The sequence below is a fragment of the Amycolatopsis sp. cmx-11-12 genome (assembly GCF_046269425.1).
Taxonomy (GTDB): Bacteria; Actinomycetota; Actinomycetes; order Mycobacteriales; family Pseudonocardiaceae; genus Amycolatopsis.
Window position 1 is genome coordinate 104,075 of record NZ_JADNQM010000016.1, and the last position, 24,534, is coordinate 128,608.

The 24,534-nt window shown below is 67.8% G+C and carries 24 protein-coding genes; 12 read left to right on the forward strand and 12 right to left on the reverse strand.

Translation table 11 applies throughout. The features are described 5' to 3' along the window. Positions 1-15 precede the first annotated feature (15 nt). Entirely contained in the window at positions 16-732 is a 717-nt protein-coding gene (locus ACLARN_RS22580) for a leucine-rich repeat domain-containing protein (RefSeq protein WP_409493429.1), read from the forward strand. Between the two features lie 3 nt (positions 733-735). Here ACLARN_RS22580 and ACLARN_RS22585 read toward each other — a convergent pair whose 3' ends face one another. After that, the gene (locus tag ACLARN_RS22585; RefSeq protein ID WP_409493430.1) at positions 736-1,200 is read right to left on the reverse strand and encodes an ester cyclase; all 465 of its coding nucleotides are present in this window, start codon (positions 1,198-1,200) and stop codon (positions 736-738) included. Positions 1,201-1,280: 80 nt separating this feature from the next. Here ACLARN_RS22585 and ACLARN_RS22590 point away from each other — a divergent pair, with 80 nt between their 5' ends. Further along, on the forward strand, positions 1,281-1,748 hold the full coding sequence (locus tag ACLARN_RS22590) for a MarR family winged helix-turn-helix transcriptional regulator (protein WP_409493431.1): 468 nt from the start codon (positions 1,281-1,283) through the stop codon (positions 1,746-1,748). Between the two features lie 3 nt (positions 1,749-1,751). Here the strand turns inward: ACLARN_RS22590 and ACLARN_RS22595 are convergent, their stop codons facing one another. The 3 genes from ACLARN_RS22595 to ACLARN_RS22605 are packed head-to-tail and all read right to left on the reverse strand — an operon-like array spanning position 1,752 to position 5,766. Beyond that, a complete protein-coding gene (locus tag ACLARN_RS22595) occupies positions 1,752-3,596 on the reverse strand; it encodes a VanW family protein (protein WP_409493432.1) in 1,845 nt (614 codons plus the stop codon). Positions 3,597-3,623: 27 nt separating this feature from the next. After that, on the reverse strand, positions 3,624-3,917 hold the full coding sequence (locus tag ACLARN_RS22600) for a GroES family chaperonin (RefSeq protein ID WP_409493498.1): 294 nt from the start codon (positions 3,915-3,917) through the stop codon (positions 3,624-3,626). A 40-nt stretch (positions 3,918-3,957) separates the two neighbouring features. Next, on the reverse strand, positions 3,958-5,766 hold the full coding sequence (locus tag ACLARN_RS22605) for an NHL domain-containing thioredoxin family protein (protein ID WP_409493499.1): 1,809 nt from the start codon (positions 5,764-5,766) through the stop codon (positions 3,958-3,960). A gap of 189 nt (positions 5,767-5,955) precedes the next feature. Here ACLARN_RS22605 and ACLARN_RS22610 point away from each other — a divergent pair, with 189 nt between their 5' ends. Then, positions 5,956-6,525, forward strand: coding sequence for a hypothetical protein (locus ACLARN_RS22610; protein WP_409493433.1), 570 nt, complete (start codon positions 5,956-5,958; stop codon positions 6,523-6,525). Here the strand turns inward: ACLARN_RS22610 and ACLARN_RS22615 are convergent. Continuing rightward, on the reverse strand, positions 6,522-6,833 hold the full coding sequence (locus tag ACLARN_RS22615) for a DUF1330 domain-containing protein (protein ID WP_409493434.1): 312 nt from the start codon (positions 6,831-6,833) through the stop codon (positions 6,522-6,524). The genes ACLARN_RS22610 and ACLARN_RS22615 overlap by 4 nt on opposite strands. Before the next feature lie 49 nt (positions 6,834-6,882). On the opposite strand from ACLARN_RS22615, the gene ACLARN_RS22620 reads away from it, so the two are divergent. Beyond that, entirely contained in the window at positions 6,883-7,581 is a 699-nt protein-coding gene (locus ACLARN_RS22620) for a TetR/AcrR family transcriptional regulator (protein ID WP_409493435.1), read from the forward strand. Here ACLARN_RS22620 and ACLARN_RS22625 read toward each other — a convergent pair. Next, a complete protein-coding gene (locus tag ACLARN_RS22625) occupies positions 7,578-8,045 on the reverse strand; it encodes an SRPBCC family protein (RefSeq protein ID WP_409493436.1) in 468 nt (155 codons plus the stop codon). The two genes, ACLARN_RS22620 and ACLARN_RS22625, sit on opposite strands and share 4 nt — an antisense overlap. Before the next feature lie 35 nt (positions 8,046-8,080). Then, a complete protein-coding gene (locus ACLARN_RS22630) occupies positions 8,081-10,426 on the reverse strand; it encodes an oxidoreductase (protein ID WP_409493437.1) in 2,346 nt (781 codons plus the stop codon). A gap of 1,037 nt (positions 10,427-11,463) precedes the next feature. On the opposite strand from ACLARN_RS22630, the gene ACLARN_RS22635 reads away from it, so the two are divergent. Genes ACLARN_RS22635 through ACLARN_RS22650 form a run of 4 tightly spaced genes read left to right on the forward strand, consistent with a single transcriptional unit; the run spans position 11,464 to position 14,428 of the window. Then, positions 11,464-11,868, forward strand: a complete 405-nt coding sequence (locus ACLARN_RS22635) for a PE domain-containing protein (protein WP_409493438.1) — start codon at positions 11,464-11,466, stop codon at positions 11,866-11,868. Beyond that, positions 11,868-12,479, forward strand: a complete 612-nt coding sequence (locus tag ACLARN_RS22640) for a DUF3558 domain-containing protein (protein ID WP_409493439.1) — start codon at positions 11,868-11,870, stop codon at positions 12,477-12,479. Before ACLARN_RS22635 ends, ACLARN_RS22640 begins: the two co-directional genes overlap by 1 nt. A 3-nt stretch (positions 12,480-12,482) precedes the next feature. Then, the gene (locus ACLARN_RS22645) at positions 12,483-13,682 is read left to right on the forward strand and encodes a hypothetical protein (protein WP_409493440.1); all 1,200 of its coding nucleotides are present in this window, start codon (positions 12,483-12,485) and stop codon (positions 13,680-13,682) included. A 2-nt stretch (positions 13,683-13,684) separates the two neighbouring features. After that, complete coding sequence (locus ACLARN_RS22650) at positions 13,685-14,428, forward strand: ESX secretion-associated protein EspG (RefSeq protein ID WP_409493441.1); 744 nt, start codon at positions 13,685-13,687, stop codon at positions 14,426-14,428. A gap of 55 nt (positions 14,429-14,483) precedes the next feature. Here the strand turns inward: ACLARN_RS22650 and ACLARN_RS22655 are convergent, their stop codons facing one another. The 3 genes from ACLARN_RS22655 to ACLARN_RS22665 form a co-directional block, all read right to left on the reverse strand. Next, complete coding sequence (locus tag ACLARN_RS22655) at positions 14,484-15,239, reverse strand: amino acid ABC transporter ATP-binding protein (protein WP_409493442.1); 756 nt, start codon at positions 15,237-15,239, stop codon at positions 14,484-14,486. Further along, entirely contained in the window at positions 15,236-16,039 is an 804-nt protein-coding gene (locus tag ACLARN_RS22660; RefSeq protein WP_409493443.1) for an amino acid ABC transporter permease, read from the reverse strand. The genes ACLARN_RS22655 and ACLARN_RS22660 overlap by 4 nt, the downstream gene beginning before the upstream one ends. 69 nt (positions 16,040-16,108) lie before the next feature. Next, a complete protein-coding gene (locus ACLARN_RS22665) occupies positions 16,109-16,924 on the reverse strand; it encodes a basic amino acid ABC transporter substrate-binding protein (protein WP_409493444.1) in 816 nt (271 codons plus the stop codon). A gap of 148 nt (positions 16,925-17,072) precedes the next feature. Between ACLARN_RS22665 and ACLARN_RS22670 the strand changes: the two genes are divergently transcribed. Genes ACLARN_RS22670 through ACLARN_RS22680 form a run of 3 tightly spaced genes read left to right on the forward strand, consistent with a single transcriptional unit; the run spans position 17,073 to position 20,531 of the window. After that, a complete protein-coding gene (locus ACLARN_RS22670; RefSeq protein WP_409493445.1) occupies positions 17,073-18,743 on the forward strand; it encodes a circularly permuted type 2 ATP-grasp protein in 1,671 nt (556 codons plus the stop codon). 1 nt (position 18,744) lies between these two features. Next, complete coding sequence (locus tag ACLARN_RS22675; protein WP_409493446.1) at positions 18,745-19,692, forward strand: alpha-E domain-containing protein; 948 nt, start codon at positions 18,745-18,747, stop codon at positions 19,690-19,692. After that, positions 19,689-20,531, forward strand: coding sequence for a transglutaminase domain-containing protein (locus ACLARN_RS22680; RefSeq protein WP_409493447.1), 843 nt, complete (start codon positions 19,689-19,691; stop codon positions 20,529-20,531). Before ACLARN_RS22675 ends, ACLARN_RS22680 begins: the two co-directional genes overlap by 4 nt. An 84-nt stretch (positions 20,532-20,615) precedes the next feature. Here the strand turns inward: ACLARN_RS22680 and ACLARN_RS22685 are convergent, their stop codons facing one another. Further along, positions 20,616-21,473, reverse strand: a complete 858-nt coding sequence (locus ACLARN_RS22685) for an alpha/beta fold hydrolase (RefSeq protein ID WP_409493448.1) — start codon at positions 21,471-21,473, stop codon at positions 20,616-20,618. A gap of 69 nt (positions 21,474-21,542) precedes the next feature. After that, positions 21,543-22,955, reverse strand: coding sequence for a M20/M25/M40 family metallo-hydrolase (locus ACLARN_RS22690; RefSeq protein ID WP_409493449.1), 1,413 nt, complete (start codon positions 22,953-22,955; stop codon positions 21,543-21,545). Between the two features lie 373 nt (positions 22,956-23,328). Here ACLARN_RS22690 and pdhA point away from each other — a divergent pair, with 373 nt between their 5' ends. Next, positions 23,329-24,534, forward strand: a complete 1,206-nt coding sequence (gene pdhA, locus ACLARN_RS22695; protein ID WP_076156571.1) for a pyruvate dehydrogenase (acetyl-transferring) E1 component subunit alpha — start codon at positions 23,329-23,331, stop codon at positions 24,532-24,534.

The window sequence follows — 24,534 nt, forward strand, 5'->3', positions numbered from 1 at the left end:
CTACGGTCGGCCCCTGTGACCACTCGACTCGAACTCAGTGGCCAGGGGCTGACTTCCCTGACCGACGTCCCCCTCCCTGCCTCGCTCGAGTACCTGGACCTGTACGACAACCGGCTGACCTCGGTTCCCGAGGAGCTGTGGTCGCTTTCCGGGCTGCGGGTGCTGAATCTGGCCACCAACCGGCTGACCTCCGTCTCGCCGTCGATCGGCGCCCTGCGAAACCTGCACACCCTCGACCTGGGGCACAACGAGCTTTCGGCACTGCCGGACGAGATCGGCGAGCTCGCCGGGCTGACGGAGTACCTCTATCTGAGCGACAACCGGCTGACCGAGTTCCCCGCCGCGCTGTGCTCGCTCGGACGGCTGAAATACCTGGGGTGTACGGACAATCGCATCTCCACCTTGCCGGATGACCTCTCCGGGCTGACCTCCCTGCGCGAACTTCGCTTGTACGGCAACGGGTTGACCGCGCTGCCGGAGTCACTGGGGACACTTTCCCCGTTGCGCGAACTACATCTGCGAAGGAATCGGCTGACGTCGTTGCCGGATTCCGTCGGTGAGCTGAGCGAGCTGCGCCAGCTGGACCTGCGCGAGAACCGGCTCACCACGCTGCCGGCTTCCGTCGCCCGGTTGTCCAAATTGGACAAACTGGATCTGCGGTGGAACAAGGAATTCCGCGAGCCGTCGTGGCTCACGGACTTCGAGGCGCGCGGCTGCATGGTGCTGCGGTGAACCCTATTCGGCCCTGGCGGGCCCGTTCGGGCCGGCGATCGCGCCGAGCTGGGTGAGCCCGTCCAAGATGTCGGTGCAGGTCCAGTACTCGACGAATTTCCCGCCGGCGGCACGCAGGATGTCGTGGCCACTGAACGCGATCTCGGTGCCCACCGGCGCGGTGGCGCCGGGGAGGCCGCCCGCGTACGTGGCACGCATGGTCCACCTCGCGGAGACCAGGTCGCCGTCGACGAGGGGACCGAGATCCACGCTGACGTCGATGTCGTCGAACGCCGCCCTGGTCTGCTCGATTTCGGGAAGCAGTCGTGCGGGGCCGGTCGTCGCCTCCGAATCGGTGCCGTCGGGACGCGCCTGATGCACGACGAAGCCGGGGTCGAGGACGTCCTCGGCGTGCCGGAAATCGCCGCGCCACAGCTCGGACCAGCGGGCATACAGCTCGCGAAGGTCGACGTCGGGCAAAGTGTTCATGAATGAACTCCTGAAGAGAGAGGTATCTGCGCGACGCAGTCTCTGCGTCACGCAGATACTTTAGGAATGGATGTCTGCCCGTGTCAAACGAGAAGCACGCGGAACTGCTGACGGCCGTCACCGTGGCCGCGCGGCGGCATTACGTCGCCTACACCCTGTTCAACCAGGCTCTCGCCAACCGGCTCGGTCTGCATCCGACCGATCTGCAATGCCTCGGCCTGCTCGAACTCGAGGCGGAGCCGCTTTCCACCGGCGAGATCGCGAAGTTGATCGGACTCTCCTCCGGATCCGCGACCCGTCTCGTGGACCGGCTGGAGAAGGCGGGGTTCATCACCCGGACGCCGGATCCGCTGGATCGTCGGAAGGCCCTCGTCTCACTGGCGACCCGGCGCGGAGCCGAGACCGACGAGGCGTGGGAGGAGCCCGGCAACGCGTTCTCGGATGTTCTCGCGGACTTCAGCGTCGACGAACTCACGGTGATCGAGCGGTACCTGCGGCGGACCACCGAAGTCGGTACCGAGCAGGCCGCGCGGCTGACGGAACAGTGACGCTCAGGCGCAGATGATCGTGGTCCGCGGCGAATAGGTCGCGTTGCGGGTTTCCCGGCGGACCTCCGTGCCGGTGACGACGTCGACGAGCACGCGGGTGTCCGAGGTGCTGAACCCGGCGGCACCGGGATCCGTCACGCAGCCAGGGCCCGAGCCGACCTGCACCGGCTGGGCGACGTAGGAGTGCCGTTCGCCGCCGACGCTCTGGACCGAAAAGCGTTTCGTGCCCCAGATCCGCACGGTCACCGAACCGCCGGCGGGGATGACCTGGATCGCGATACCGGTCGGGGCGTCGTTGACGATCTGCATCTCGACCGGCGAACCGTCGTTGTTGATCGCCTTCACGTCCCGCGCGACCGGGTAGCGGTCGAGATAGTGGTCGTGCTCCAGATGCCCGCCGTCGGCCAGTCCCGCCAGGTACGCGGCGTTGTAGAGCGTCGTCGCGAGCTGCGAGACGCCGCCGCCGACCACGACCGGGCCGGTGCCGTCCTCGCTCACCGGTGCGGGCACGTAGCCCGCGTCCGCCGTCCGCGCTCCCGACCGGGCGCCGAGGCTGAAGGTCTCGTTCGGCTTCACGATGGTGCCGGAAACGCGGGTGGCCAGCGCCTGCACGTTGGTCATCGCGGGCCCATTCAAACCCGACGTGGTGAACTCGCCGATGACCTCTTTGATGCCGAGGACGTTCGCCGCGTCGGTGCTGACGGCCGGACTGCTGGCGTCGTAGACCGCTTTCAGCTCCCGGTCTTCGCTCTTCGCGAGCACCGAGGTCAGCGCGGAGAACGTGAGGTCCCAGTTGACCTTCCGCGCGTCCTTCGACGGCTGGACCGCCGGCCGGTCGCCGACGAAGACGATCTGCGCGTCCGCCCCGTCGGTCTCGGTCGGCTTGAGCTGTGGCTGCGCGGCCGCCCGCAGTTTGCCCTGGTCGATGCGGACTTCGAGGTTGCCGTCGTCGCGCGCGGCGAACTGGAAGGAGCCCGCGATCGCGTCCGGTTTCAGCGTCGCGTCCTTGCCCTCGCCGCGGATCAGGAGCGGCTTCGCCACCGCCGGCATGACGATCTTGCCCAGCGCCGCGTGCACCCCCGGCGAAGTCGCCTTCACCGGTGCGACGTTCACCTTCAGCTCGACACCGCCGTCGCTCAGCCAGCCATCGGTGACCGCGGTGACCGACTCCTTGACGTCGGTGAGCGTCTGACCGGCGCGCGGCTCCACCGCGACCGGGAGGACCCCGCCGTCACTGCCCGCGACGGGCTTGAAGGTGATGTCGCCTTCGACCGGCGGGCGGTTCAGCTTCGCGGCTGCGAGGTCGGAGACGGCCTTTTCGAGCTTCGGCGCGTCGGTCCAGGTGACGACACCGACCTCACGGCTACTGAAGAACGACATGACCCGCGTGTACGGGCTCAGCGGCTGGTGACCGGCGCGGCCCAGCGTCTGCGGCCAGTCCAGGCCGAGACCGGACGACGTGGGGTACAGCACCGTGCGGACGTCGCCGGCGCGGACCCGCACCGGCTCGATCAGCCTCGGCTCCAGCTCGCGGCGAAGCTTCGACTCGGCTTCCTTGTGCGTGAGGCCGCCGACGTCGATCCCCGCGACGGTGACGCCGCGCGGGACGTCCCCGGCGCTGACGATCAGGTCCACCGCGTACGCGAGCACGAACAGGCCTATGAGCACGCCGGCGAGCATCAAGGTCTTGCCGAGGCCCTTGCGGAACTTCGACGCGGGCGTCGGCGGCGGATGCACCACCCGGTCGCCCTCGAACAGCTCGTCCACAAGGTCGTCGTCGGTCGCTGCGGGAAGGAGATCGTCGGTGAACAGGCCGGTGCCCGGTTCGTCGTGCTCATCGCGCGCCAACTCTCACCACCCCTCCCGCGACCGGAGTTACAGGTACAACCCCGTGCCGTGTTCGGACCGTTCGGTCGCCACGGCGTGGATGTCCCGCTCCCGCATCACCAGGTGCCCCTCGCCCTGGATCTCGACCTCGTTCTGGTCGTCCGGGTTGAACAGCACGCGGTCGCCGGTCTTGACGTTCCGCACACTGTTGCCCACGCCCAGTACATCACCCCACGCGAGCCGCCGCGCGACCTGCGCGGTGGCGGGAATGACGATGCCGCCGGAACTCCGGCGCTCACCCTCCTCGGGGGACAGCTTCACGAGCACCCTGTCCTGCAACATCTGAATCTCGAGTTTCGGCCCGTCTGACACGAGTACGACTCTACTTACCCGGATCCCCGGCCATGACCAGGCTCAGCGTGCTTTCTCCACCGTTTTCGAACCGGACGGGCACCCCCCAGTCCTGCCGGGTGATACGGCAAGCGGGGTGCTCGCCACCGTCGTCACAGCTCGCAGCCTGCGCGACGACCTGCAAGACGCCTTCGGTGACTCCCTCGGCGAAGCGGAGCTTGCGGAACAGGTCCGTGCCCACTCCCGCGCCGTCGGCAAGCAGTTCCGGCGGCGACGCGCTGATCTCCAGTCGCGTCGAGGGGCCGTAGCGATCGTCGAGCTTCTCGCCGGGCGGCGGGGCGAAGACGACGGAGAACTCCAGCTCACCCGGCGCCAGCACGGTCGGCGGGCGGCGGACCGCGTGCGCGTCCCCGGCCACGGCCGTCTCGCCGAGCGGCACCGGCCCGATCCGGTTCCCCGCCGACTCGACGACGAGCAGTTCGCCGTCGTGCACCAGCAGCCCGGACGGCTCCGCGAGACCGGTCGCGAGCGTGGTCACCCGGCGGGTGAGCGGGTCGTAGCGGCGGATGGCGCCGTTGTAGGTGTCGGCGATCGCGATGGTGTCGCCGGGCAGCACGGCGAGGCCGAGCGGATGCTGGAGAAGCGCCTGATCCGCGGGCCCGTCGACGTGGCCGAAGGAGAACAGGTCGACGCCGACCGCGGTGTGCACGGTGAACGTCTCGCCCTCGGGCTGGATCCAGCGCAACGCCGACGTCTCGGGGTCCGCGAGCCACAGCCTCTGCCCGTCGGGCGTGAGACCGGACGTCTGCGCGAAGAACGCTTCGTGGACGTCGCCGTCTCGCAGGCCCTCGACGGTTGTACCGGCGAAGCGGCGGATGCTGCCCGAGACCGGCTCGAACACGCTCAACGTGTGGTTGCCCGCCATGGCGACCACGACCCCGCCCGCGGGGCCCCACCAGGCGACGTCCCAGGGACTGGTGAGGTCGACGTCGAGCGCCTTGCCGGTGTCGACGCCGTCGCGCCATTGGCGGCCGGTGCCGGCGACCGTGCTGACCTCGCCGGTGATCAGGTCGATCCCGCGCAACCGGTGACCGGCCGTGTCGGCGACGACGGCGTGATAGCCGGCGCGCTCCGCGACCTCGTACGGCAACAGTGTGATCCCGGACGGTTCGGTGAAGGTCGCCAGGTCGAACGGCCCGTCCTGCGCGCCGCGGGCGCCGCTGCCGAAGCGGCGGATGATCGTCTCGCCGTCGGACGCGAACTCGACGATGGAGTGGTTGCCGGTGTCCGCGACCAGGATCCGGCCCTCGGCCGTGGTGACGGCCTTGCTCGGGAAGCGCAGCTCGGCGCGCTCCTCCTCGGCCGGGACGTACGGGCTGCCGCCGCGGCGCAGCGTGCCCTTGGCCTCGTGGGTCGCGACGAGGTCGGCGATCACCCGGCGCAGCGCCTCGGCGTGCCCTTCACCGGCGGCGACGTGCACGACGTAGCCCTCGGGGTCGACGACGACCAGCGTCGGCCACGCCTTGACCGCGTACTGCGACCAGGTGGTCATCCGCGGGTCGTTGAGCACCGGATGGTGCACCTCGTAGCGCCGGACCGCCGCCTCGATCGCGGCCGCCTCACCCTCGTGCAGGAACTTGGGCGAATGCACGCCGATGGTCACCAGGACGTCGGCGAACTCGGCCTCCAGCGGGCGCAGCTCGTCCAGCACGTGCAGGCAGTTGACGCAGCCGCTGGTCCAGAAGTCCAGCAGGACGACACGGCCGCGCAGCCCGGCGAGGGTGATCCGCTCGCCGCCGGTGTTGAGCCAGACGTCGCCTGCCAGCTCGGGCGCCCGCACACGGGACTGCGTTCGTGGGGAAGTCACGCCATGAGTGAACTACACGCGGAGCCGCTCTGTTCCGAGCTCCAGGCGTTGAGAGGCCGAGCTCACCCCAGGGGAGGAGCCTCATGTGGGTGATGAGGGGTGGCGTCGAGGCCGCGTTAAAAGAGAAGGCGTCTCCGCGTCGCGCGATTTAGGCTCGAACACATGTCCACAGTTGAGCCCGCCTTCACCCTAGAGGAGGCACATGACCTCCAGGCGAGCTTGGCCGAACCCGTGCGTCCCGGGTTGAGCGAGGCCGAGCTCGACGACGTCGAAGCACGCTTCGGCTTCCGGTTCGCCGCCGATCACCGGACCTTCCTCTCCGCCGGGGTGCCGATCGGCGACCGCTGGCCGGACTGGCGCTGCGGCAACCCCGAACAGTTGCGCAAACGGCTGGACTGGCCGGTCGACGGGGTGCTCTACGACATCGAGCACACCGGTTTCTGGCTGCCGGACTGGGGAATGCGCCCGATCGACCTCGCCGACGCCCTTTCGCGGGCGCGCTCGCGGCTGGCGAATGTTCCGCAGCTCGTCCCTGTCTGCGGGCATCGGTATCTGCCGGGGATAGCCGGGAGCACGGGGTATCCGGTGTTGTCGGTGTACCAGACCGACATCGTTTACTACGGCTATGACCTGCGGGGATATCTGCAACACGACTTCTGCGACCAGCCGCTGGGCCCGCCGCCGCCGGGCGGGCCTCGGCACGTCGAGTTCTGGTCGCGGTTCGTGGACTAGCGTGGCGTGAAGCCCTCGGGCGGCGCGCCCTCGACGAACAACATCCGCAGTTGGGCTTTGCCCTCCCGTATCCGCCGGGCGCGCCGGTACTCGGGGGAGTCGTACCACTGCCGGACCCGATCCATGTCGGGGAACTCGATGACCACGAGGCGCTGCGAGTCCCAAGTGCCTTCCACCGGTTCAGGCGTGGGGCCCGCGACCAGGTAGCGGCCTCCGTGATCGAGGATCGACCGCTGGGCAACGGGGGCATAAGCCCAGCCCGCCTCCTCTTCGACCACTCCGACATCGACGACGACGTATGCGGGCATGCGACCTCCGGACACAGTGTGTAGTAATGACACACTGTGTCCTGTGGACGTGAGCGAGAGGGACGACGTGACCCCGCGCCGCCGGGACCGGCAGCGCGCGGAGACCAGCCGCGAGATCATGGCGATCGCGCGACGGCAGATGGCCGACGCGGGACCAGGAGCGATCACGCTGCGCGGCATCGCCCGTGAGATGGGGATGACCGCTCGCGCCATCTACAGCTACTTCCCCACCAAGGACGACTTGATCACGGCACTGATCAGCGGAATCGGCACGTCGCTCGCCGAGGCGCTGGAAGCAGCCACCGACGCCGTACCCGAGACCGACCCCGGCGGCAGGCTGGCGGCCTGGGGCCAGGGCCTGCGGGAATGGGCACTGGCTCACCCCGAGGACTTCCGGCTGTTCTACGGGCGCCCCATCCCCGGCTACCGGCCGCCCGAGGCAGGCCCGGTGGACCGGACCGACCATCGTGTGTGCCACCGGCTGACCTCACTGGTGGCCGCCGTATGGCGCGACGACCAGCCCGAGGAGGGCACCTGGTCGGACCTGAATCCGGAGTACGTCGCGAAGATCCAGGAAGACCTTCCTGACGTGTCTCCGGCCGCGGCCGCGCTCGCGCTGCGCGTGTGGGGCCGGATGCACGGCTTGGTGACGCTGGAGATCGACGGCCATGTCCAGTCCGTCGCGCGCGACCCGGCCGCGTTGCATCACGCCGAAATGCTCGACCTGGTCAGGTCGCTTCGGCGTTAAGGCTTCTCGGCAGCGGCCTTCAGCCGGGCCAGTGTCGCGGCGATGTTCGCCCGGTTGGCGTCGTCCCGCTTCCAGACACCGGTGAACAGCGACGTCGGACCGCGGAGCCAGCCCGGCCGCCGGTCCCACGTGCTCTCGACGGCGACGCAACCGTCGCCCGCGGACTCGATGTCGTACTGCCAGCGCGCCACGGGAAGCCCGGCGAAGGTGGTCACCTCGAACGCGAACCGCTTGCCCTCGTCGGCGTCGGTGATCGTCGACAGGGTGCTCCAGCGGCGGACCCCGCGACGGTTGCGGCCGCGGAACTTCGCGCCGACGGCGACAGCCTTCGCGTCGCCGACCCAGCGGTGTCCCTCGTACTCCTCGGCCATCCCCGCGAGCGCGCCCGGGTCGCTGACCAGGGCGTACACCTTCTCGGACGGGGCGGCGATCGCGATCTTGCCGGTGGCGCTGGGCTCAGTCATGACTTACCTCCGTACTGAGGGTATGTGAAATACCCTCAGTTGTCCCGGCGGAGCATCCGGCTGATACCGGCCGCGACCGTCGTCGCCAGCACCCAGCCCGACGCGGTGAACCCGGCCGCGACCCAGTTGTCCATACCGTGCATGTACCAGCGCGACTTGTTGCCGAAGTCGACGATCGGGACCAGGAGGTCGATCGTGTACAGCACCGGGTTCCATTGCAGCCCGGTGTCGTCCTGGTTGACGAGGCACCGCGGCCCGCTCACCGTCAGGTTGGGGTTGGTGATGCAGTCGTCGACGCCGAGCCCGAAATACAGGCTGCCCAGCACGAGCAACGTCAGCAACCAGCCGAGCGCGCGCACCGGGCGGAAGCCGTAGCCGACCATCGATCGCTGCAACCAGCTCCACACGTGCACGCCGGGCCCGAAGAACTTGAAGCCCTTCGCGAGCGCCACATACCGGAACTGTTGTTTCTTCAGCAGCACCGTGGAGGCGTGCTCTTCATTACCGGACGCGCGCAGCGTCGCCGCCAGCTGGTCGTAGGGCCCCGGCCGGTAGCCGTCCATCGCCTTGCGCAGCAACACGATCCGATGGTCGATCGCCCGGTCGTCGTCGAGGGCGATGTCCTCCTGCAGTGCGTCGTAACGGAAATCCTCCAGCTCGATCCCCGCCGCCGACGCCCAGAACGACTCGTTGTCGCCGAGGGTCCCGCAATGCGCGCGCCGCAGCACGATCCGGCCGTCCGGCGGCGACGCGGGCGTGAGCAGGAACTCGTCGGCGGAGACATCGCTGCCGTCGAGCGCGATCCCGTGCTGTGGCAGGGAACCGAGCCGCGCGCCGCGGAAATCGACGCGCCGCGCGACCTGAGCGCCGTCGAGGTTCACCCCGCCCTGCGCGACGAACGGGCGTTCCTTGTTCTCGGTGAGGACGAGGTCGCGGCCGATCCGCGCGGTGCGGACGTCCAGCGAGTAACTGGTGTTCGTCCGCGCGCCGGGCTCGGTCAGGCTGGTACCGAAGAGGTTCACGCTGCCGCCGACCTCGGCACCCTGGAGTCGCAGCGTTCCCTGGACGGTCGCATCGGTGAGCTGGAAGTTGCCCGCGATCTTCGCGCGCCGCGCGGAAAAGACGTCGCGGCGGGGATGCAGGAACATCGAGTTCCAGGCGAGCACGTTCCCGCCGACGGTGATGTCGGCCATGCGCAACTGCCCCGACGGCACCCGCAGGCTCGTCGCCTCGATGTCGCCGCCGATCGTCGTCCCGTCGAGATGGATCGCGCGGTCGTAGTAGGGAATGCTCTGCCCGCGCACGACCTGGATCTCGGCGCCCGCCAGCCGGAGCGAACCGCCGATCCGCGCGTTGACCATCCGCAGCGTCCCGGTGGCCTGCAAACCGTCGCTCAACTCGAGGTTCCCGTTGACCGTCAACCGATCCGCGACCAGCGCCGGACGCGGATCGATGTACGGATCGTTCGACTTCCAGGCGTCCACCACGATCGGCCCTGACTGGTTCACCGAGAGCCTGGCCTCACGCATGATGATGTCACTGTCCACAGTGGCGCTCGGCAGGAACATGATCCCACTGGCGGAGAAGCGTTTCCGCTGCGCGGCGGGCCCGTAGTTGTCCACCTCGCACAGCAGACTGCCGCCGATGTGGATCCCGTTCCCGTTGAGCGCGAAGCCGTCCCGGTTGTTCAGCGTGGCACCGGAGAAGTTGACGTTACCGCCGGCCCGCATACCCGGGATGCGGACTTCTCCGTTGGCCACCAGCCGATACGCGAGCAGCGCGCCGACGATGTTGACCCGGTCGGCCTGGATCGCCTTGCCCCGCGGATGGGAGATCACCGTGCGGGTCAGCACGACCGAGCCCTCGATGACCGCGTCGGTGAGGTTGACCGCCGCGTTCGGCATCCCGCGCTCGCGATCGTCGCCGCGCTGGACCGTGGTCTCCTCGATCTCGTGCTCGCCGTCGACCTGGACGACACTGCGGATCAGGCGGACGTCGTTGCGGGTCCGGAGATTCCGCGCCTTGAGCCCGGGCAGCCAGCACTTCCGGAACACGAGCCCGAGCAGATGCGCCTCGCGGACGTCCGGCGGATGCTCGAAACGGCACCGTTCGAACCGGAACAGATACTTGATGTCGGCGGCGCGCAGATCGAGCGTCCCGGTGATGTAAGCGTCCTCGACCTGCACGATCGGCGCGTTCGTCGCCTGACGGCGCCACCGGAGCAGACCGGTCGACCCCGGCTTCATCAACTCGGACGCCGGAACCTCGTACCGCTTGTCGGGATTCGGGTCGAACGGGTCGAGCGGCGGAAGGGCCGGATCGCCGTTCGCCTCCCCTTCCCCCGGATCGCGCGGCCCGTTGTTGCGCCGAAAGCCCGGCATCGTCTCGCTTCCCTCCCCATCGTTCCCCGGCCACCAGCGAAGCCGATCACACAGGGGATTCGCAAGTGGCCCCTGGCAGTAGACCGGAACCTGTCACGGAATTGCGACGGCAGAACGGCCACCGGGGTTCCGGGACCAGGCCGTTCGCGTCCGTCGTCGGTGATCTTCGCCGGATTTGCAGTCGAGGTAACGGCTCGCTGCTACGGTCACTCACCGGAGTCAGAGGTGACTACGGGTAGGTCGCGCCCTTCGCGGCCCGTGCGGGGGGCAGCGACTCTGTTGTCGATCATCATCATCACCGCCGCAGCCGTGCTGAGCGGCTGCGGCAGTGAATCACCAGGCCAGGCCGCGCCACCGACACTTACGACGCCGTCAGCGCGCCTGCCCTCAAGCGGCGCACCCGTCGTGTCGAAGCCAATCGAAAGAACGGCAGCGGTCGAGAAAGATCCGTGCAGCGCTGTCCCGATAGCGGCAATCTAAGAGATCGGCGGCAAGGTCGAGCGCTCACGTATTGTTGATCTATCAGGGGTTGAGCTGCAGTTGGCTGTTTCTCGAAGCCCCCAGCACAGTCAGCGCAGGACTGGTCGTCGGCAACAAGGATGGCCTAAGTGCCTTATACGCGCAGAAAGCGACCGGCGGCCTCACCACGTTCCGACCTGTGGATCCTGGCAGCGGACACCCTGCAGTCATCTACGCCAACGGCAGCGAGGGCAAGGGAACCTGCACCCTCGCCGTCGGTATCCGGGATGACCTCGTCTACACCGTCATACCCGCACCTGCCGTCCGGAAATCCCATGGTCTCCGATCCGTGTGGGATGGCGGCCAAGGTCGCGGCGGCGGCGATCAAGAACTTCAAGAGGTCGTGATCAGGCGAAACCGTCGATCAGGACAAAGTAGGCCGGTCCGACAACTTTCGGCGGTGATCTTCCGCGAAGGGGCTGATCGGCGGTTTACCTGCTGCTATCGTCACCGGTTGGAGTCAGAAGTGAACTACGGGTAGGTCGCGCCCCATCGCGGCCCGTGCGGGGAGGCACGTCATGACAGGACCGGGACAGCAGGCATCTCCGGACTACCGCAAACTGGGTACGGGACAGGCGAAGGCCGACTTCGCCGCCGCCTCGGCGAACGGCGGCTGGGAATTCGACGCCGAAGCCATGGACAAGGTCATCAAATCCCTTGAGGATTGCCTTCAAGGAGATTTCACGACGGCCCAGAACGAGGCGACGTGGCTGACTCAGATCAAGCCGCCGGGCGCCGAGGTCGGCAGTGAGGGCTACGCGGCAGCCGCTGTCAACTCCGGTCGGTCCTACCAGGATTTTCTCCGGGGAGCCCGTGCCTACACGGATGCCTACGTGAGCACTCTGCACGAGATCAAAACGGCCTATCAGAATCAAGACCAAGCGGCGATCGACGCACTTTGCCAGATCGGAAAAGTCGACTGATGCGACCTCAAGCCACCTTCCTGATCGCCGCGGCAGTCGTCGCGGTGGCCCTGTGCGGCGGTTGCAACAGCAAGAACCCGGGGAACGCCGAAACTCCGGCGCCCACCGCGCCGTCCTCCTCGACTCTGCCTTCCGACGGCGCACCGAACGTGGCCGATCCGATCACCAACACTTCCGCTGTCGAAACAGATCCTTGCCAAGCCATCCCGACAGCTCAGGTGGAAGAGGTCGGCGGCAAGGTCGAGAGGTCCCGACTGGACAAGATGGCCCTGGGAAACGGGTGCACCTGGCTGTTTTCCGGAAGCCCCAGCAACGTCAACGCCGGACTCGTGACCGGTAACAAGGACGGTCTCAGCTCTCTCTACGCGCAGCACAAGACCGGTGGCCTCACCACCTTCAAGCCGGTCGACCCCATTGAGGGCTATCCGGCGGTCGTCTACGCCAACGGCGGCGAAGACGAGGGCACCTGCACGCTGGCGGTCGGTCTCCGGAACGACCTCGTGTACACCGTGATTCCGCGCCTGTCCACGCGGCATCCCGGCTTTTCCGATGCGTGCGGGATGGCGACGAAAGTCGCCGCTGCCGCGATCAAGAACTTCAAGGGGGCGTAGGACGTGACCTACAGCGGTTGGGAGATCTTCACCAAGCTCAACACCTACCCCGAAACCACGGCGACGCTGGATAGGGCGCAGGTTGCCTCCCACACGCTGATGGACATCCATGGGCGCATCAGCACGGCGATGGAGTCCAGTCAGACGGCGCTGAGTTCCTTCTGGAAGGGCAAGGCCGCCGACAGCGGCGCGGCAGGCCTAGCCCCGCTCATCGCGACCTCCAAGATCGCGGGCGAGAACATGGATCGCGCCCGCCAGTCGATGTACGACCAGAACGCCTCCTTCCATTACACGCGCGGCAATGTCCGCCCGGTCGAGAAGGAACGCGCCGGGGACAGCGGGCCCGAAGACGTCCTGTCCATCGGCGCCAGTGACGACGAAATCGCCGCCGCGAAATTCGACGCGGACACCAAGCACAACGTCGAGATCTACGAGCCGTACTACCAGAGCACCCAGCCGCGGCAGTTGACGCTCGCGCCTGCCTATCCGGCCGCGCACGATCCGAACGTCTCCGCCGGGCCGATCACGCCGGATCCCGTCGATCCTGGGCAGACCAAGGTCAGCGGGTTCAGTGGAGGGCATGGCGAGTCCGGAAGGCAGGGTGGCCCCGGCGGGTACACCGGCGGACCGAGTTCGTACAGCGCGCCGCCGGGGGCCGAGGGCTACCAGGCGCCGAGGCCGCCGCAGATCTCGCAGCCGCCGAGAATGCCGCAGATGCCGCAACCTCCGAGGTCGATGCCGTCTCCGCGACCGAACGACCAGACCGACCTGTCCAGGACGGACCGCGGGCTGGAAGTGCGTCCAGGCGACCACCGCCCGCCCAGCTTCGGACCCGGCGGCGGTGGCCCCGGCGGCCCAGGCGGTGGCGGCGGCGGATTCGGCCCAGGTTCAGGTGGGTTCAGCGGCGGGTTCGGGCCGGGTGGCTCGACGCCGGGGAACATGGGGCCCGGTCGCGGAGTCGGGGCCGGAATGCCCGGCGAAGGCGCGATGCGCGGTCCGGCCGGAACGCCCGCGGGTGGTCCGGCGGCGGGCAGGCCCGGCTCTCCCGGAATGGGCGGTATGGGCGCCGGCGCCGGTAAAGGTGGCAAGGGCGGCGAGGACGAGGAGCACCAGCGCAAGATCATGCTGCAGGAAGAGGACGGCGACTCCATCTTCGGCGGCTACGACGGCGACAAGCCGGTTCCGCCGGTGATCGGCGCATAACCGTGCTCCGGAAACCCGTCGAACTGACGCTCCAGACCTACGAAACCCTGCTGGACCAACATAATCTCGGCGACATCCACCCGACGCTCGTCCGCGGCGCGCAGTGGTACCTGCCCGAGGAACGCCGTGAGCTGGCCGCCACCGCACAGTCCGAATTGGACAGACAGGGTCTGCTGCGGCGCGGCCGGATCGACGACGAGTTCCTCGACACGCTGCGTTTTCTGCAGCGGCCGGCGGTCGAGTACTACTCGTGGGTGAAGTCGGAGGGGCGTGAACGGACCGTTCGCGCCGCGGGTAGCGGCCGGGAAGCGGTCACCGTCGTCCTGGTCGACAAGGTCGTCTACCTGACGCCGACCCGGCCCGACACACTCGCGCAGGACTTCACCGGGCTGCTCCCCGAGGCCCCACCCGCTCGCACACCGTCCTTGAACTGCGCGGAAGCCGATCTGCAGGTCCTGATGAAGGGCGAAATGCTGACCGGCACCGGCCCGAGCATCCGTGACGCGAAGAAGATCCTCCAGTGGATCCGGTCGCCGCACACCTTCTTCGGAAGGCTGTACGTCGCCATCCGTGACGGCGGCGGCAACCGGAAACGCGTGGAAAAGCCACCGGGCTGGATGGACACCGAACAAGGCCGCGTCGTGTTCGGCCCGGACACCAAGGGCTGGGTGAGCCTCATGGGCGCCGGGCCGCACGAAATCGCCGCCAAAGTGGTCCAGCTGGAGTCGCAGCTCCGGGGGCGCTAGGCCGTGTCCGGCAAGTCTGGTCGCGGTCTTCGCGCCCAGACTTGCCGGACGCGGCCTAGGCCTGGTGGTTCGGGTTCAGGACCCGCGAAAGGAACGTCTTCGTGCGTTCCTCTTGCGGGTCGCCGATCACCTGGTCCGGCGCGCCCTGTTCGACGATGACGCCGCCGTCCATGAACAGCACCATGTCGGCCACCTCACGGGCGAACTGCATCTCGTGCGTGACGACGAGCATCGTCATGCCCTCCTGCGCGAGCTGCCGCATGACCGCGAGGACGTCACCGACCAGTTCGGGGTCGAGTGCCGACGTCGGTTCATCGAACAGCATGACGTCGGGGTCCATCGACAGCGCCCTGGCGATCGCGACGCGCTGCTGCTGCCCGCCGGAAAGCTGCGTCGGCAGCGAAGACTCCTTCTCCGCCAACCCGACCTTCGCGAGGTTGTCCCGCGCGATGCGCTCCGCCTCTTCCTTGCCGCGCTTCAACACCTTGCGCTGCGCGACCGTGAGGTTTTCGAGCACGCTCAGGTGCGAGAAGAGGTTGAACGACTGGAAGACCATGCCGATCTTCGTGCGGGCGCCGTCGATGTCGACGTCCGGGTCGGTGATCTCGCTGCCGTTCACCACGATCTTGCCCTGCTGCGGCTCCTCGAGGAGGTTGACACAGCGCAACAGCGTCGACTTGCCCGAACCCGACGGGCCGATGATGCAGACGACCTGGCCTCGTTCGACGCGCAGGTCGATGCCCTTGAGCACCTCGAGTTCGCCGAAAGCCTTGTGTAGTCCCGAAACCTCGACGATCGTCTGGGCGCTCATACCGTTCCTCCGCCGGGCACTCCGGCCCCGTATTTCTTTTCGAGCCGCTGCTGCAGGATCGACAGCGGGATCGTGATGACGAGATAACACAGACCGGCGACGACGACCGGCGTCAGTCCCCTGGCTTCGATCAGCGCCTGACGGCTGAACTGCGCCAGTTCCTGTTGCAACGGCGTGGTGCCGAGCAGGAACGCCAGCGAAGAGTCCTTCGTCAGCATGATCAGTTCGTTGGCCAGCGGCGGCAGGATGATCCGGAACGCCTGCGGGATCACGACGGTGATCATCGTGCGGGCGGGTGACATGCCGAGCGAACGCGCGGCCTCGACCTGTCCGCGCGGCACCGCCTGGATCCCGGCGCGGATGGTCTCCGCCATGTAGGCCGAGGACACGATGCCCAGCGCCAGCATGATCGCGATGTTGCGCGGCAAGTTCGTGTTGAAGGCCGTCGGCACGCCGATGCCGACGGCGATGAAGATCAGCAGCGCTGGCAGGCCGCGGAAGAACTCGATGTAGCCACGTGCCACCCAGCGGTACGGGGCGACCGAGGAAAGTCTCATGAGGGCGAGCAGAAGGCCCAGCCCGAGACCGAGCACGAAGCCCAGCGAGGTGAAGACGATGGTGTTCTTCAGCGCGACGGTGATGACGGCCGGGAACTGGTTGGCGGCGACCTCGAGATCGAAGAACGCCTTGCCGATCCTGCCCCAGTCGGCGAGCAAGGCGAGCACGATGACGATCACCAGCAGCAGGACGTACTGCCCGTTCCGGAACGCCGAACGTCGCTGGCGGCGGCTCAAAGCCATTTTTCTCCTCAAAAAGTGGCGACAAACCGGTGGCCGGTGCACTCGGCACCGGCCACCGGGGACGGATTATCAGCTGGCGGTCGGGCCGCCGGGCTGCCAAGTCGGCGCCTTGCCGAACCACTTCTGGTAGATCTGCGTGTACGAGCCGTCCGCCGCGGACGCCTTGAGCACCTCGTTGATCTGGCCGAGCAGGGCGGTGTTGCCCTTCTTCACGCCGATTCCGTAGAACTCGTTCGTCTTGAACTCCGTGACGACCGTGGTGTCCGGGTTCGTCTTCGCGAAGTCGTAGAGCACGCCGTTGTCGTTGACACCCGCGTCGATCGTGCCGTTCTTGACGGCCTGCTCCAGCAGCGCGAGGTCGTCGAACGTGACGATCTCCGCGCCCTTGGCTTCCTTCTCCGCGTACTTGGCGCCGGTGGTCGCCGACTGGACACCGATCTTCTTGCCCGTGACGTTCGAAAGGTCCTTGATCGGCGAACCGACCTTGACCAGCAGCGCCTGGGTCGCCTCGAAGTACGGGTCGGAGAAGTCGAACTTCTGCTTGCGCTCGTCGGTGATCGTCATCCCCGCGGCGGCGAGATCGCACTGCCCGCTGTTCATCGATTCGCCGGACTCGATGTTCTCGAAGGCGATGTCGACGATGCTCTGCTCGACACCCAGCTTCTTGCCGACCAGGTCGACCAGGTCGACGTCGAAGCCCACGATCTTGTCGCCTTGCTTGACCTGGAACGGCTGGTAGGGCAGGTGCGTGCAGGTGGTGACCTTGCCGGAAGCGACGAGCTGGACGCCTCCTGCCGCGGTACCGCCTTCCTCACCGCAAGCAGTCAGCACTCCCGCGGCTAGGGCGAGCGCCGGGATCAGGGCGAGCGCTTTCAATCGGGCCACGTCGTCACTCCTTGTAGTTCCCATGTGTCGAGAGCACGCATATTGCCACTCATCCGGCGGCAATCACAGCACTACGACGTTACAGCGCCGTTTCGGCCGTCACTGTCCTTACGCGGGGTATCGCGCCGACATGGCAGGGTGAGCGAGTATGGCGACCATGAACAACAACTCGGCGCCGCGCCTCCCACCGGCGGGCCGCCGTCCCCGTGCGACGACTTCGGCGAGGCGGGCGGCCAAGCCTGGAGCGCAGTTCGACGGCTATCTCTCGCCGTCACGGCCGCACGCGGACGCGTACGACGAGATGTTCACCGCCGACGGCACGGTCCGCCAGCCGTATCGGGCGCTGTACGAATCGATCTCCGCGCTGACCTCGACGGATCTTTCGTCCCGCTCAGCGGCGATCGACCGGGCCATGGTGGATCAGGGCATCACGTTCTCGCTGTCCGGGCAGGAACGGCCGTTCCCGCTCGACCTGGTGCCGCGCGTGATCACTTCCGCCGAATGGAGCAAACTCGAACGCGGTGTGGCGCAACGGGTCCGCGCGCTCGAAGCCTTTCTCGCCGACATCTACGGCGACCGGCAGATCCTGCGGGAAGGTGTTCTGCCGCGACGGCTGATCACCTCGTGTGAGCATTTCCAGCGTGAGGCGTTCGGGATCAACCCGCCCAACGGCGTCCGCATCCACGTGTCCGGTGTGGACCTGGTGCGCGACGAGGAGGGCACGTTCCGGGTGCTGGAGGACAACCTCCGGAACCCGTCCGGCGTGTCGTACGTGATGGAGAACCGCCGCACGATGGCGCGCGTGTTCCCGGACCTGTTCGCCCAGCACCGGGTCCGCCCGGTCGGCGATTACGCCTCGCATCTGCTGCGCGCGCTGCGGGCGGCGGCCGCGGCGAACGTCGCCGATCCGATGGTCGTCGTGCTCACGCCGGGCGTGCACAACTCCGCGTACTTCGAGCATTCGCTGCTGGCCCGGCTGATGGGTGTCGAGCTGGTCGAAGGCCGCGACATGTTCTGCCGCGACAACGTCGTGTACCTGCGCACCACCGAGGGCGAACAGCAGGTCGACGTCATCTACCGGAGGATCGACGACGAATTCCTCGATCCGGTGCACTACCGGCCGGATTCCGTACTCGGCGTCGCCGGGATCCTCAACGCGGCCCGTGCGGGCAACGTCGTGGTCGCTAACGCGGTCGGCAACGGCGTCGGTGACGACAAGCTCGTCTACACCTACGTGCCCGAGATGGTGAAGTACTACCTCAACGAGAAGCCGCTGCTGCCCAATGTGGACACCTTCCGCTGCTGGCTGCCGGACGAGTTCGACTACGTCATGCAACATATGGAAGAGCTGGTCGTCAAACCGGTCGAAGGCTCCGGTGGGTACGGCATCGTCTTCGGGCCGGAGGCGACACCGGCCGAGCTGGCCGCGCTGAAGCGGAAGGTCCGGGCGCACAAACGCGGCTGGATCGCCCAGCCCGTCGTCCAGCTGTCCACCGTTCCGTCCAAAGTGGACGAACGACTGGCACCGCGGCACGTCGATCTCCGGCCGTTCGCGGTCAACGACGGCAAGGAGATCTTCGTCCTGCCCGGCGGGCTGACCAGGGTCGCGCTCCCGGAAGGCAGCCTGGTGGTCAACTCGTCGCAGGGCGGCGGATCCAAGGACACCTGGGTACTGGCGCCGCGCTCCTCCACGGCGGAGCGGGAACTGGAACGGCCCGCACTCGGCGAGCTGTCCCATGTGGACGGTCTGATCGCCGAACAGGGCCCCGAGCTGACCACGAGCCAGCAACAGCAGCAGCAACAGGCACAGGGAGGTTGATGTGCTCGCCCGTAACGCGGAATCGCTGTACTGGATCGGCCGGTACGTCGAACGCGCCGACGACACCTCCCGGATCCTCAATGTCGCGGTGCATCAACTACTCGAAGACGCGAGCGTCGACTCGGATCACGCGAGCCGCCAGCTGCTCGCCGTCCTCGGCATCTCGCCGGAGGGCATGGACTCGCTCGACGTGTGGAAACTGACCGAGCTGGTCGCCTACGCCAAGGACAATCCGGCGTCGATCGTCGGTTCGATCAACTCGGCCCGCGAGAACACGCGCGGCGCCCGTGAGGTCGTCTCGACCGAGCTGTGGGAATGCCTGAACGCGACGTGGAACGCGGTGCCGGACAGGCAGCGGTACGCACGCCGCGCGGGGCCGCACGCTTTCCTTTCCTTCGTGGAGGAGCGCGCGGCGATGTTCGCCGGGCTCGCGGATTCCACGATGAGCCGGGACGACGGCTGGCTGTTCATGGTGCTCGGCCGCTCGGTCGAACGCGCGGACATGGTGGTGCGACTGCTGCTTTCGCGGGTTCAGGACAGCGCGTCCTCGCCTGGCTGGATCACCGTGCTCCGCTCGGCGGGCGCGCAGGACACCTACCTGCGGACCTATCGCGGCGCGCTCGACGCCGCCCGGGTCGTGCAGTTCCTGATGCGGGACACGCTGTTCCCGCGGTCGGTGTTCCACGCGCTGCGCCAGGCCGAGGAATGCCTGGAGCGGCTGGACCCCGGCGTCAACTCGCGGGCCAACGAGAAGTCCGAGGCGCTGCGACAGCTCGGCCGCGCCCGCAGTGAGCTGGAGTTCCTGCGGCAGTCCGATCTGCTGGACGACCTGCCGAAACGGCTCGGCGCCCTGCAGACGGCGATCAAGGACATCGGCGACGCGGTTTCGGTGCAGTACTTCCATTCGTCGCCGTGGGTGGCCTGGAGCGGTGCGGAGGTTTCGCTGTGACCTGGCAGCTTCGGGTGGCTCACCGGACGGGATACCGGTACGCGACGCCGGCCACGCAGTCGTACAACGAGGCGCGGCTGACCCCGCGATCCGACCGGCGGCAGACCACGGTCGTGAACCGGGTCGAGACGACGCCGGCGACCCGTGCCTATCGGTACACGGATTACTGGGGCACCGTCGTGACCTCGTTCGACCTGCACGCGCCGCACACCGAGTTCACCGTGCTCGCGACGTCGGTGGTCGAGACCGCCGACGAAGGTGAGCCGATCCGTTCGGCGTCGTGGAAGGACCTGCGCGGCGACACCGTGGTCGATCACCGCACCGAGTACCTGACGCCGACGCCGTACACGCCGCGCGATCCGGAGCTGACGAAGGTCGCGCGCGAACTGCGGAAGGGGCTCGATCCGGCGGAGGCCGTGCTCGCGGTCTGTGAATGGGTCAACAAGCAGCTCAAGTACCAGCCGGGGACGACCGGCGTGCACAGCACGGCGACCGACGCCTGGCGTGCGCGCGAAGGCGTTTGCCAGGACTTCGCCCACGTGACGCTGGTGATGCTGCGCGCGATCGGTGTCCCGGCGCGGTACGTCTCCGGGTACCTGCACACGAAACCGGAAGCGAAGCTCGGCGAGACGGTCGAAGGCGAAAGCCACGCCTGGGTCGACGTCTGGACCGGTGGCTGGTGGGCCTACGACCCGACGAACGCGATCCCGGTCGGGACGCGGCACGTCTGGGTCGCCTACGGGCGGGACTACGCCGACGTCGCGCCGCTCAAGGGCATCTTCACCGGCGGCGGTCAGTCCACTTTGGACGTCTCGGTGCAGCTGACCCGGCTGACGTGAGCTGAAGGGGACTTTCCCCGCATAGGACGCGGTGAAGGGCGCTTTCACCACGTCTTGTGCGGGTATAGCGTCCTTCAGCTCCGACTAGGCCAGGAACTCCCGTAGCGCCGCGGCGAGGTCGGCCGGGTTCTCCTCGGCCATGTGGTGCCCGGACTCGATGGCGAAGCCGCGGACGTCCTCCGCCCATTCGCGCCAGACGGCGATCGGATCGCCGTACAGGTCGGCCATGTCGTCGCGGCTGGACCACAGCATGAGCAGGGGACAGGCGAGCTTCCGCCCGGCTGCCTTGTCGGCGTCGTCGGCATCGCGGTCGGGCCCCAAGCCCGCGCGGTAGTCCTCGAGCATCGCGTGGACGGTCTCGGGATCGTGGATCGCGCGCAGGAAGTCGGCGTGGTTCTCGGCGCCCATCGCTTCGGGATCGCCGCCGTACCAGGCGTCCGGATCCGCGTTGATGACGCGCTCAGCGGGTTTCGCGAGCTGGCCGAAGAAGAACCAGTGCCACCATTTACGCGCGAAGTTCGCGTCGGCGCGGGCGAGCGCTTCGCCGATCGGGACGCCATCCAGGATGACCAGCTTCGTGACGTTCTCGGGGTGATCCATCGCCAGCCGGTGCGCGACGTAACTGCCGCGATCATGACCGGCGACGGCGAACCGTTCGTGGCCGAGATGGCTCATGAGCGCGACGATGGCGTTCGCCATGGCGCGCTTCGAATGCGCGGAGTGGTCTTCGGTGGTCTCGGGTTTCGAGGACTGGCCATAGCCGGGGAGATCCGGGCAGACGACGGTGAAGGCGTCCGAGAGCCGAGGCGCCACGTCGTACCAGGTGGTGTGGGTGCGCGGATGGCCGTGCAGGAGGACGAGAGGCGGTCCTGACCCACCGTGGCGGACCCTGAGGGTCGCTTCGCCGACGTCGACGTTTTCGAGCTTGAAGCCCTCGAACATGATCCTCCCGTGTTATGAACGGTCCGTTCATAACAGATTTTGTTATGAACGGACCGTTCATAACAATGGCTAGCTCCGGGCGTGCGCGTCCAGGATGTGCGCGACCGCTTCGGTGACCCGCTGCGCGAAGTCGATGTTCAGCCACTCGTCCGGCACGTGGATGTTCGAGTCCGGCCCGCAGGCGCCGGTGACCACGAACTGCGCCTCCGGGTACTTCTCGCCGAGCAGCCCCATGAACGGGATCGACCCGCCCATGCCGTAGCTCTTGTGCGGCGCGCCGAAGACTTCGCCGCTCACGCGGTGCAGGGCTTCGTCGAGCCACGGCGCGGTGGCGGGCGCGTTCCAGCCGTTCTCGGCTTGGAATTCACTCAGCTCGACCGAAGCGTCGTAAGGAACGTCGGTGGTGAGCACGCGCCGGACGGCCTCCATCGCGGCCTGCGCGTCGGCGGTCGGCGGCAGCCGGAAGCTCAGCGTGAGCGTGGTGCTGTCGCGCAGCACGTTGCCCGCGTCGGCCGGGAGCGGGAAGCCCTCCGCGCCGATCACCGAAAGCGTCGGCCGCCACGAGTTGTTGAGCAGCAGTTCGAGGTCGTCGTCGGACACCGGGCGACCGACCACCGGGAACAGCGTCTTCGCCGCGCCGGGCGCGATCTCGACGACACCGCGAGCCTCGTCGACGCGGTTCTCCGGGATCTCGACGCTCAGTTCGGCGAGCTTGATCTCGCCGGTCTCGACGTTCTCGATCCGGTCGATCAGGGCCCGCAGCACGCGGAACGAGCTCGCCACGATGCCGCTGGCCATGCCGGAGTGCTGCGCCGATTCGAGCACGCGGACGGTGACGTTGACGTGCAGCATCCCGCGCAGGCTGGTGGTCAGCCACAGTCGCTCGTAGTCCATGCCGCCCGCGTCGAGGCAGACGACCACCGACACCGTGCCGAGCCGCTCCTTCAGGTGCTCGAGATAGGCCGGGAGGTCCGGGCTGCCGGACTCCTCACCGGTCTCGAGCAGCACGACGGCGCGGGAGTGCTCACCTCCGGCGGCACGTACGGCCTCGATCGCCGTCGTCGCCGCGTAGCCGGAGTAGCCGTCGTCGACCGCGCCGCGACCGTACAGCCGCCCGTCGCGGATCACCGGCGTCCACGGGTCGAGCCCCTCGGACCAGCCGCCGACCGGGGGCTGCTTGTCGAGGTGCCCGTACATCAGCACGGTGCCCTTGTCAGCCGCTTCGGACGTCGCCGGGATGTCGACGACCAGCAGCGGGCTGCGGCCTTCGAGTTCCACGACCTCGAGCGTCGCGCCGGGGATCTCCCGGGCGGCGATCCAGGATCGGACATGCTCGACGGCGGCGGCGAGATGCCCGCTCTTCGCCCACTCGGAGTCGAAGGCCGGTGACAACGCCGGGATCGCCACCAGGCCGGACAAGCTGGGAAGGACGTCGTGCGCCCAGTTCGAAACCACGGTTTCGCGTACGGATTTCTGCTCCACGTCCGCCATCCTGCCACGGGTTCGCGAGGGTGTTGTGGGTCACAGCGGCGGGCACGGATCGTCATCGCTCAAGGCGGACGATACCCCCATCCGGGCTCATCGCCGCCTGGTCAGCGCGCGGGTGAAACCCCTACTTTCGGCGGCCCCACACTCGGGCGTCCTAGCATTTTCCCTGATCAGGCACCCTTTCTCAGCAACAAATCAGCATCCGCCACTGACCAAAACGGCTTCCGGCATGCCAGGATGTGCGCACGAACCGTCAACGCCGATGGTGACCCAGCGCTTCAGATCCGATGTGCTGGTCCCCGCCGGCGCAGTCACTGTGGCCGCCACAAGTGGCCGCCAGAGGCGCCGACACCAAGGAGAGCAGCTCATGCCGTCCGAACACTGGACGCACCCGGAACCTGGAGATGGTCCCGCCGCCGTATCGGCGCAACCTTCCCCCGAACAGGTGATCGCCGGTTTGCGAGCAACGAGTGAAGGTGGCGCTGAGCTGACTCAGCTGCTCACCCCCGAAGGCGAACGGGTCCCCTCGCCGCGATTCGACCGCTACGTCGACGACATCGACACCGAAGCCCTCAAGGGCCTGTACCGCGACATGGTCCTGGTCCGCCGCGCGGACCGCGAGGCCAACGCGATGCAGCGCCAGGGCCAGCTCGGTATCTGGGTCCCGCTGCTCGGGCAGGAGGCCGCGCAGATCGGCTCCGGCCGCGCGCTGCGGAAGGGGGACATGGCGTTCCCCAGCTACCGCGAGCACGGTGTCGCGTACACCCGCGGCGTCGACCTCAAAGAGGTGCTCGGCATCTTCCGCTGCACCGACCACAGCGGCTGGGACTACCAGGGCCACGGCTTCCACCCGTACACCATCGTGATCGGTAACCAGGTGCTCAACGCCGCCGGTTACGCGATGGGCCAGAAGTTCGAAGGCAAGGTCGGCGACGACGACGGCGAAGCCACCATCTGTTACTTCGGTGACGGAGCGACTTCGCAGGGCGACGTGCACGAAGGCTTCGTCTGGGCCGCCGTCTACGACGCGCCGCTCGTGTTCTTCTGCCAGAACAACCAGTGGGCGATCTCGGAGCCCACCGAACGCCAGTCGCGCCTGCCGCTGTACCAGCGCGCCCGCGGTTACGGCTTCCCCGGCATCCGCGTGGACGGCAACGACGTCCTCGCCTGCCTCGCGGTTTCCCGCTGGGCGTTGGAGGAGTGCCGTCACGGCAACGGCCCGGTGCTGATCGAGGCGTTCACCTACCGGATGGACGCGCACACCACCACCGACGACCCCACCCGCTACCGGCTCTCCGACGAGCTGGAGGAGTGGAAGCTGAAGGACCCGATCGAGCGCGTCCGGGCGTACCTCGCCCGCGGTGGCGGCGCCGACCAGGCGTTTTTCGACCAGGTGCAGGCCGATTCGGACGCCTTCGCGGCCGAGCTGCGCGACTACTGCTTCAACATGCCCGAACCGCCTCCCGAGCGGATCTTCTCCAACGTCTACGCGGAGTCCACGCCACTGCTGGACGCGCAGCGCGAAGAGTTCCTGTCCTACCTGGACGGTTTCGTCGAGGCGGGTGAGCACTGA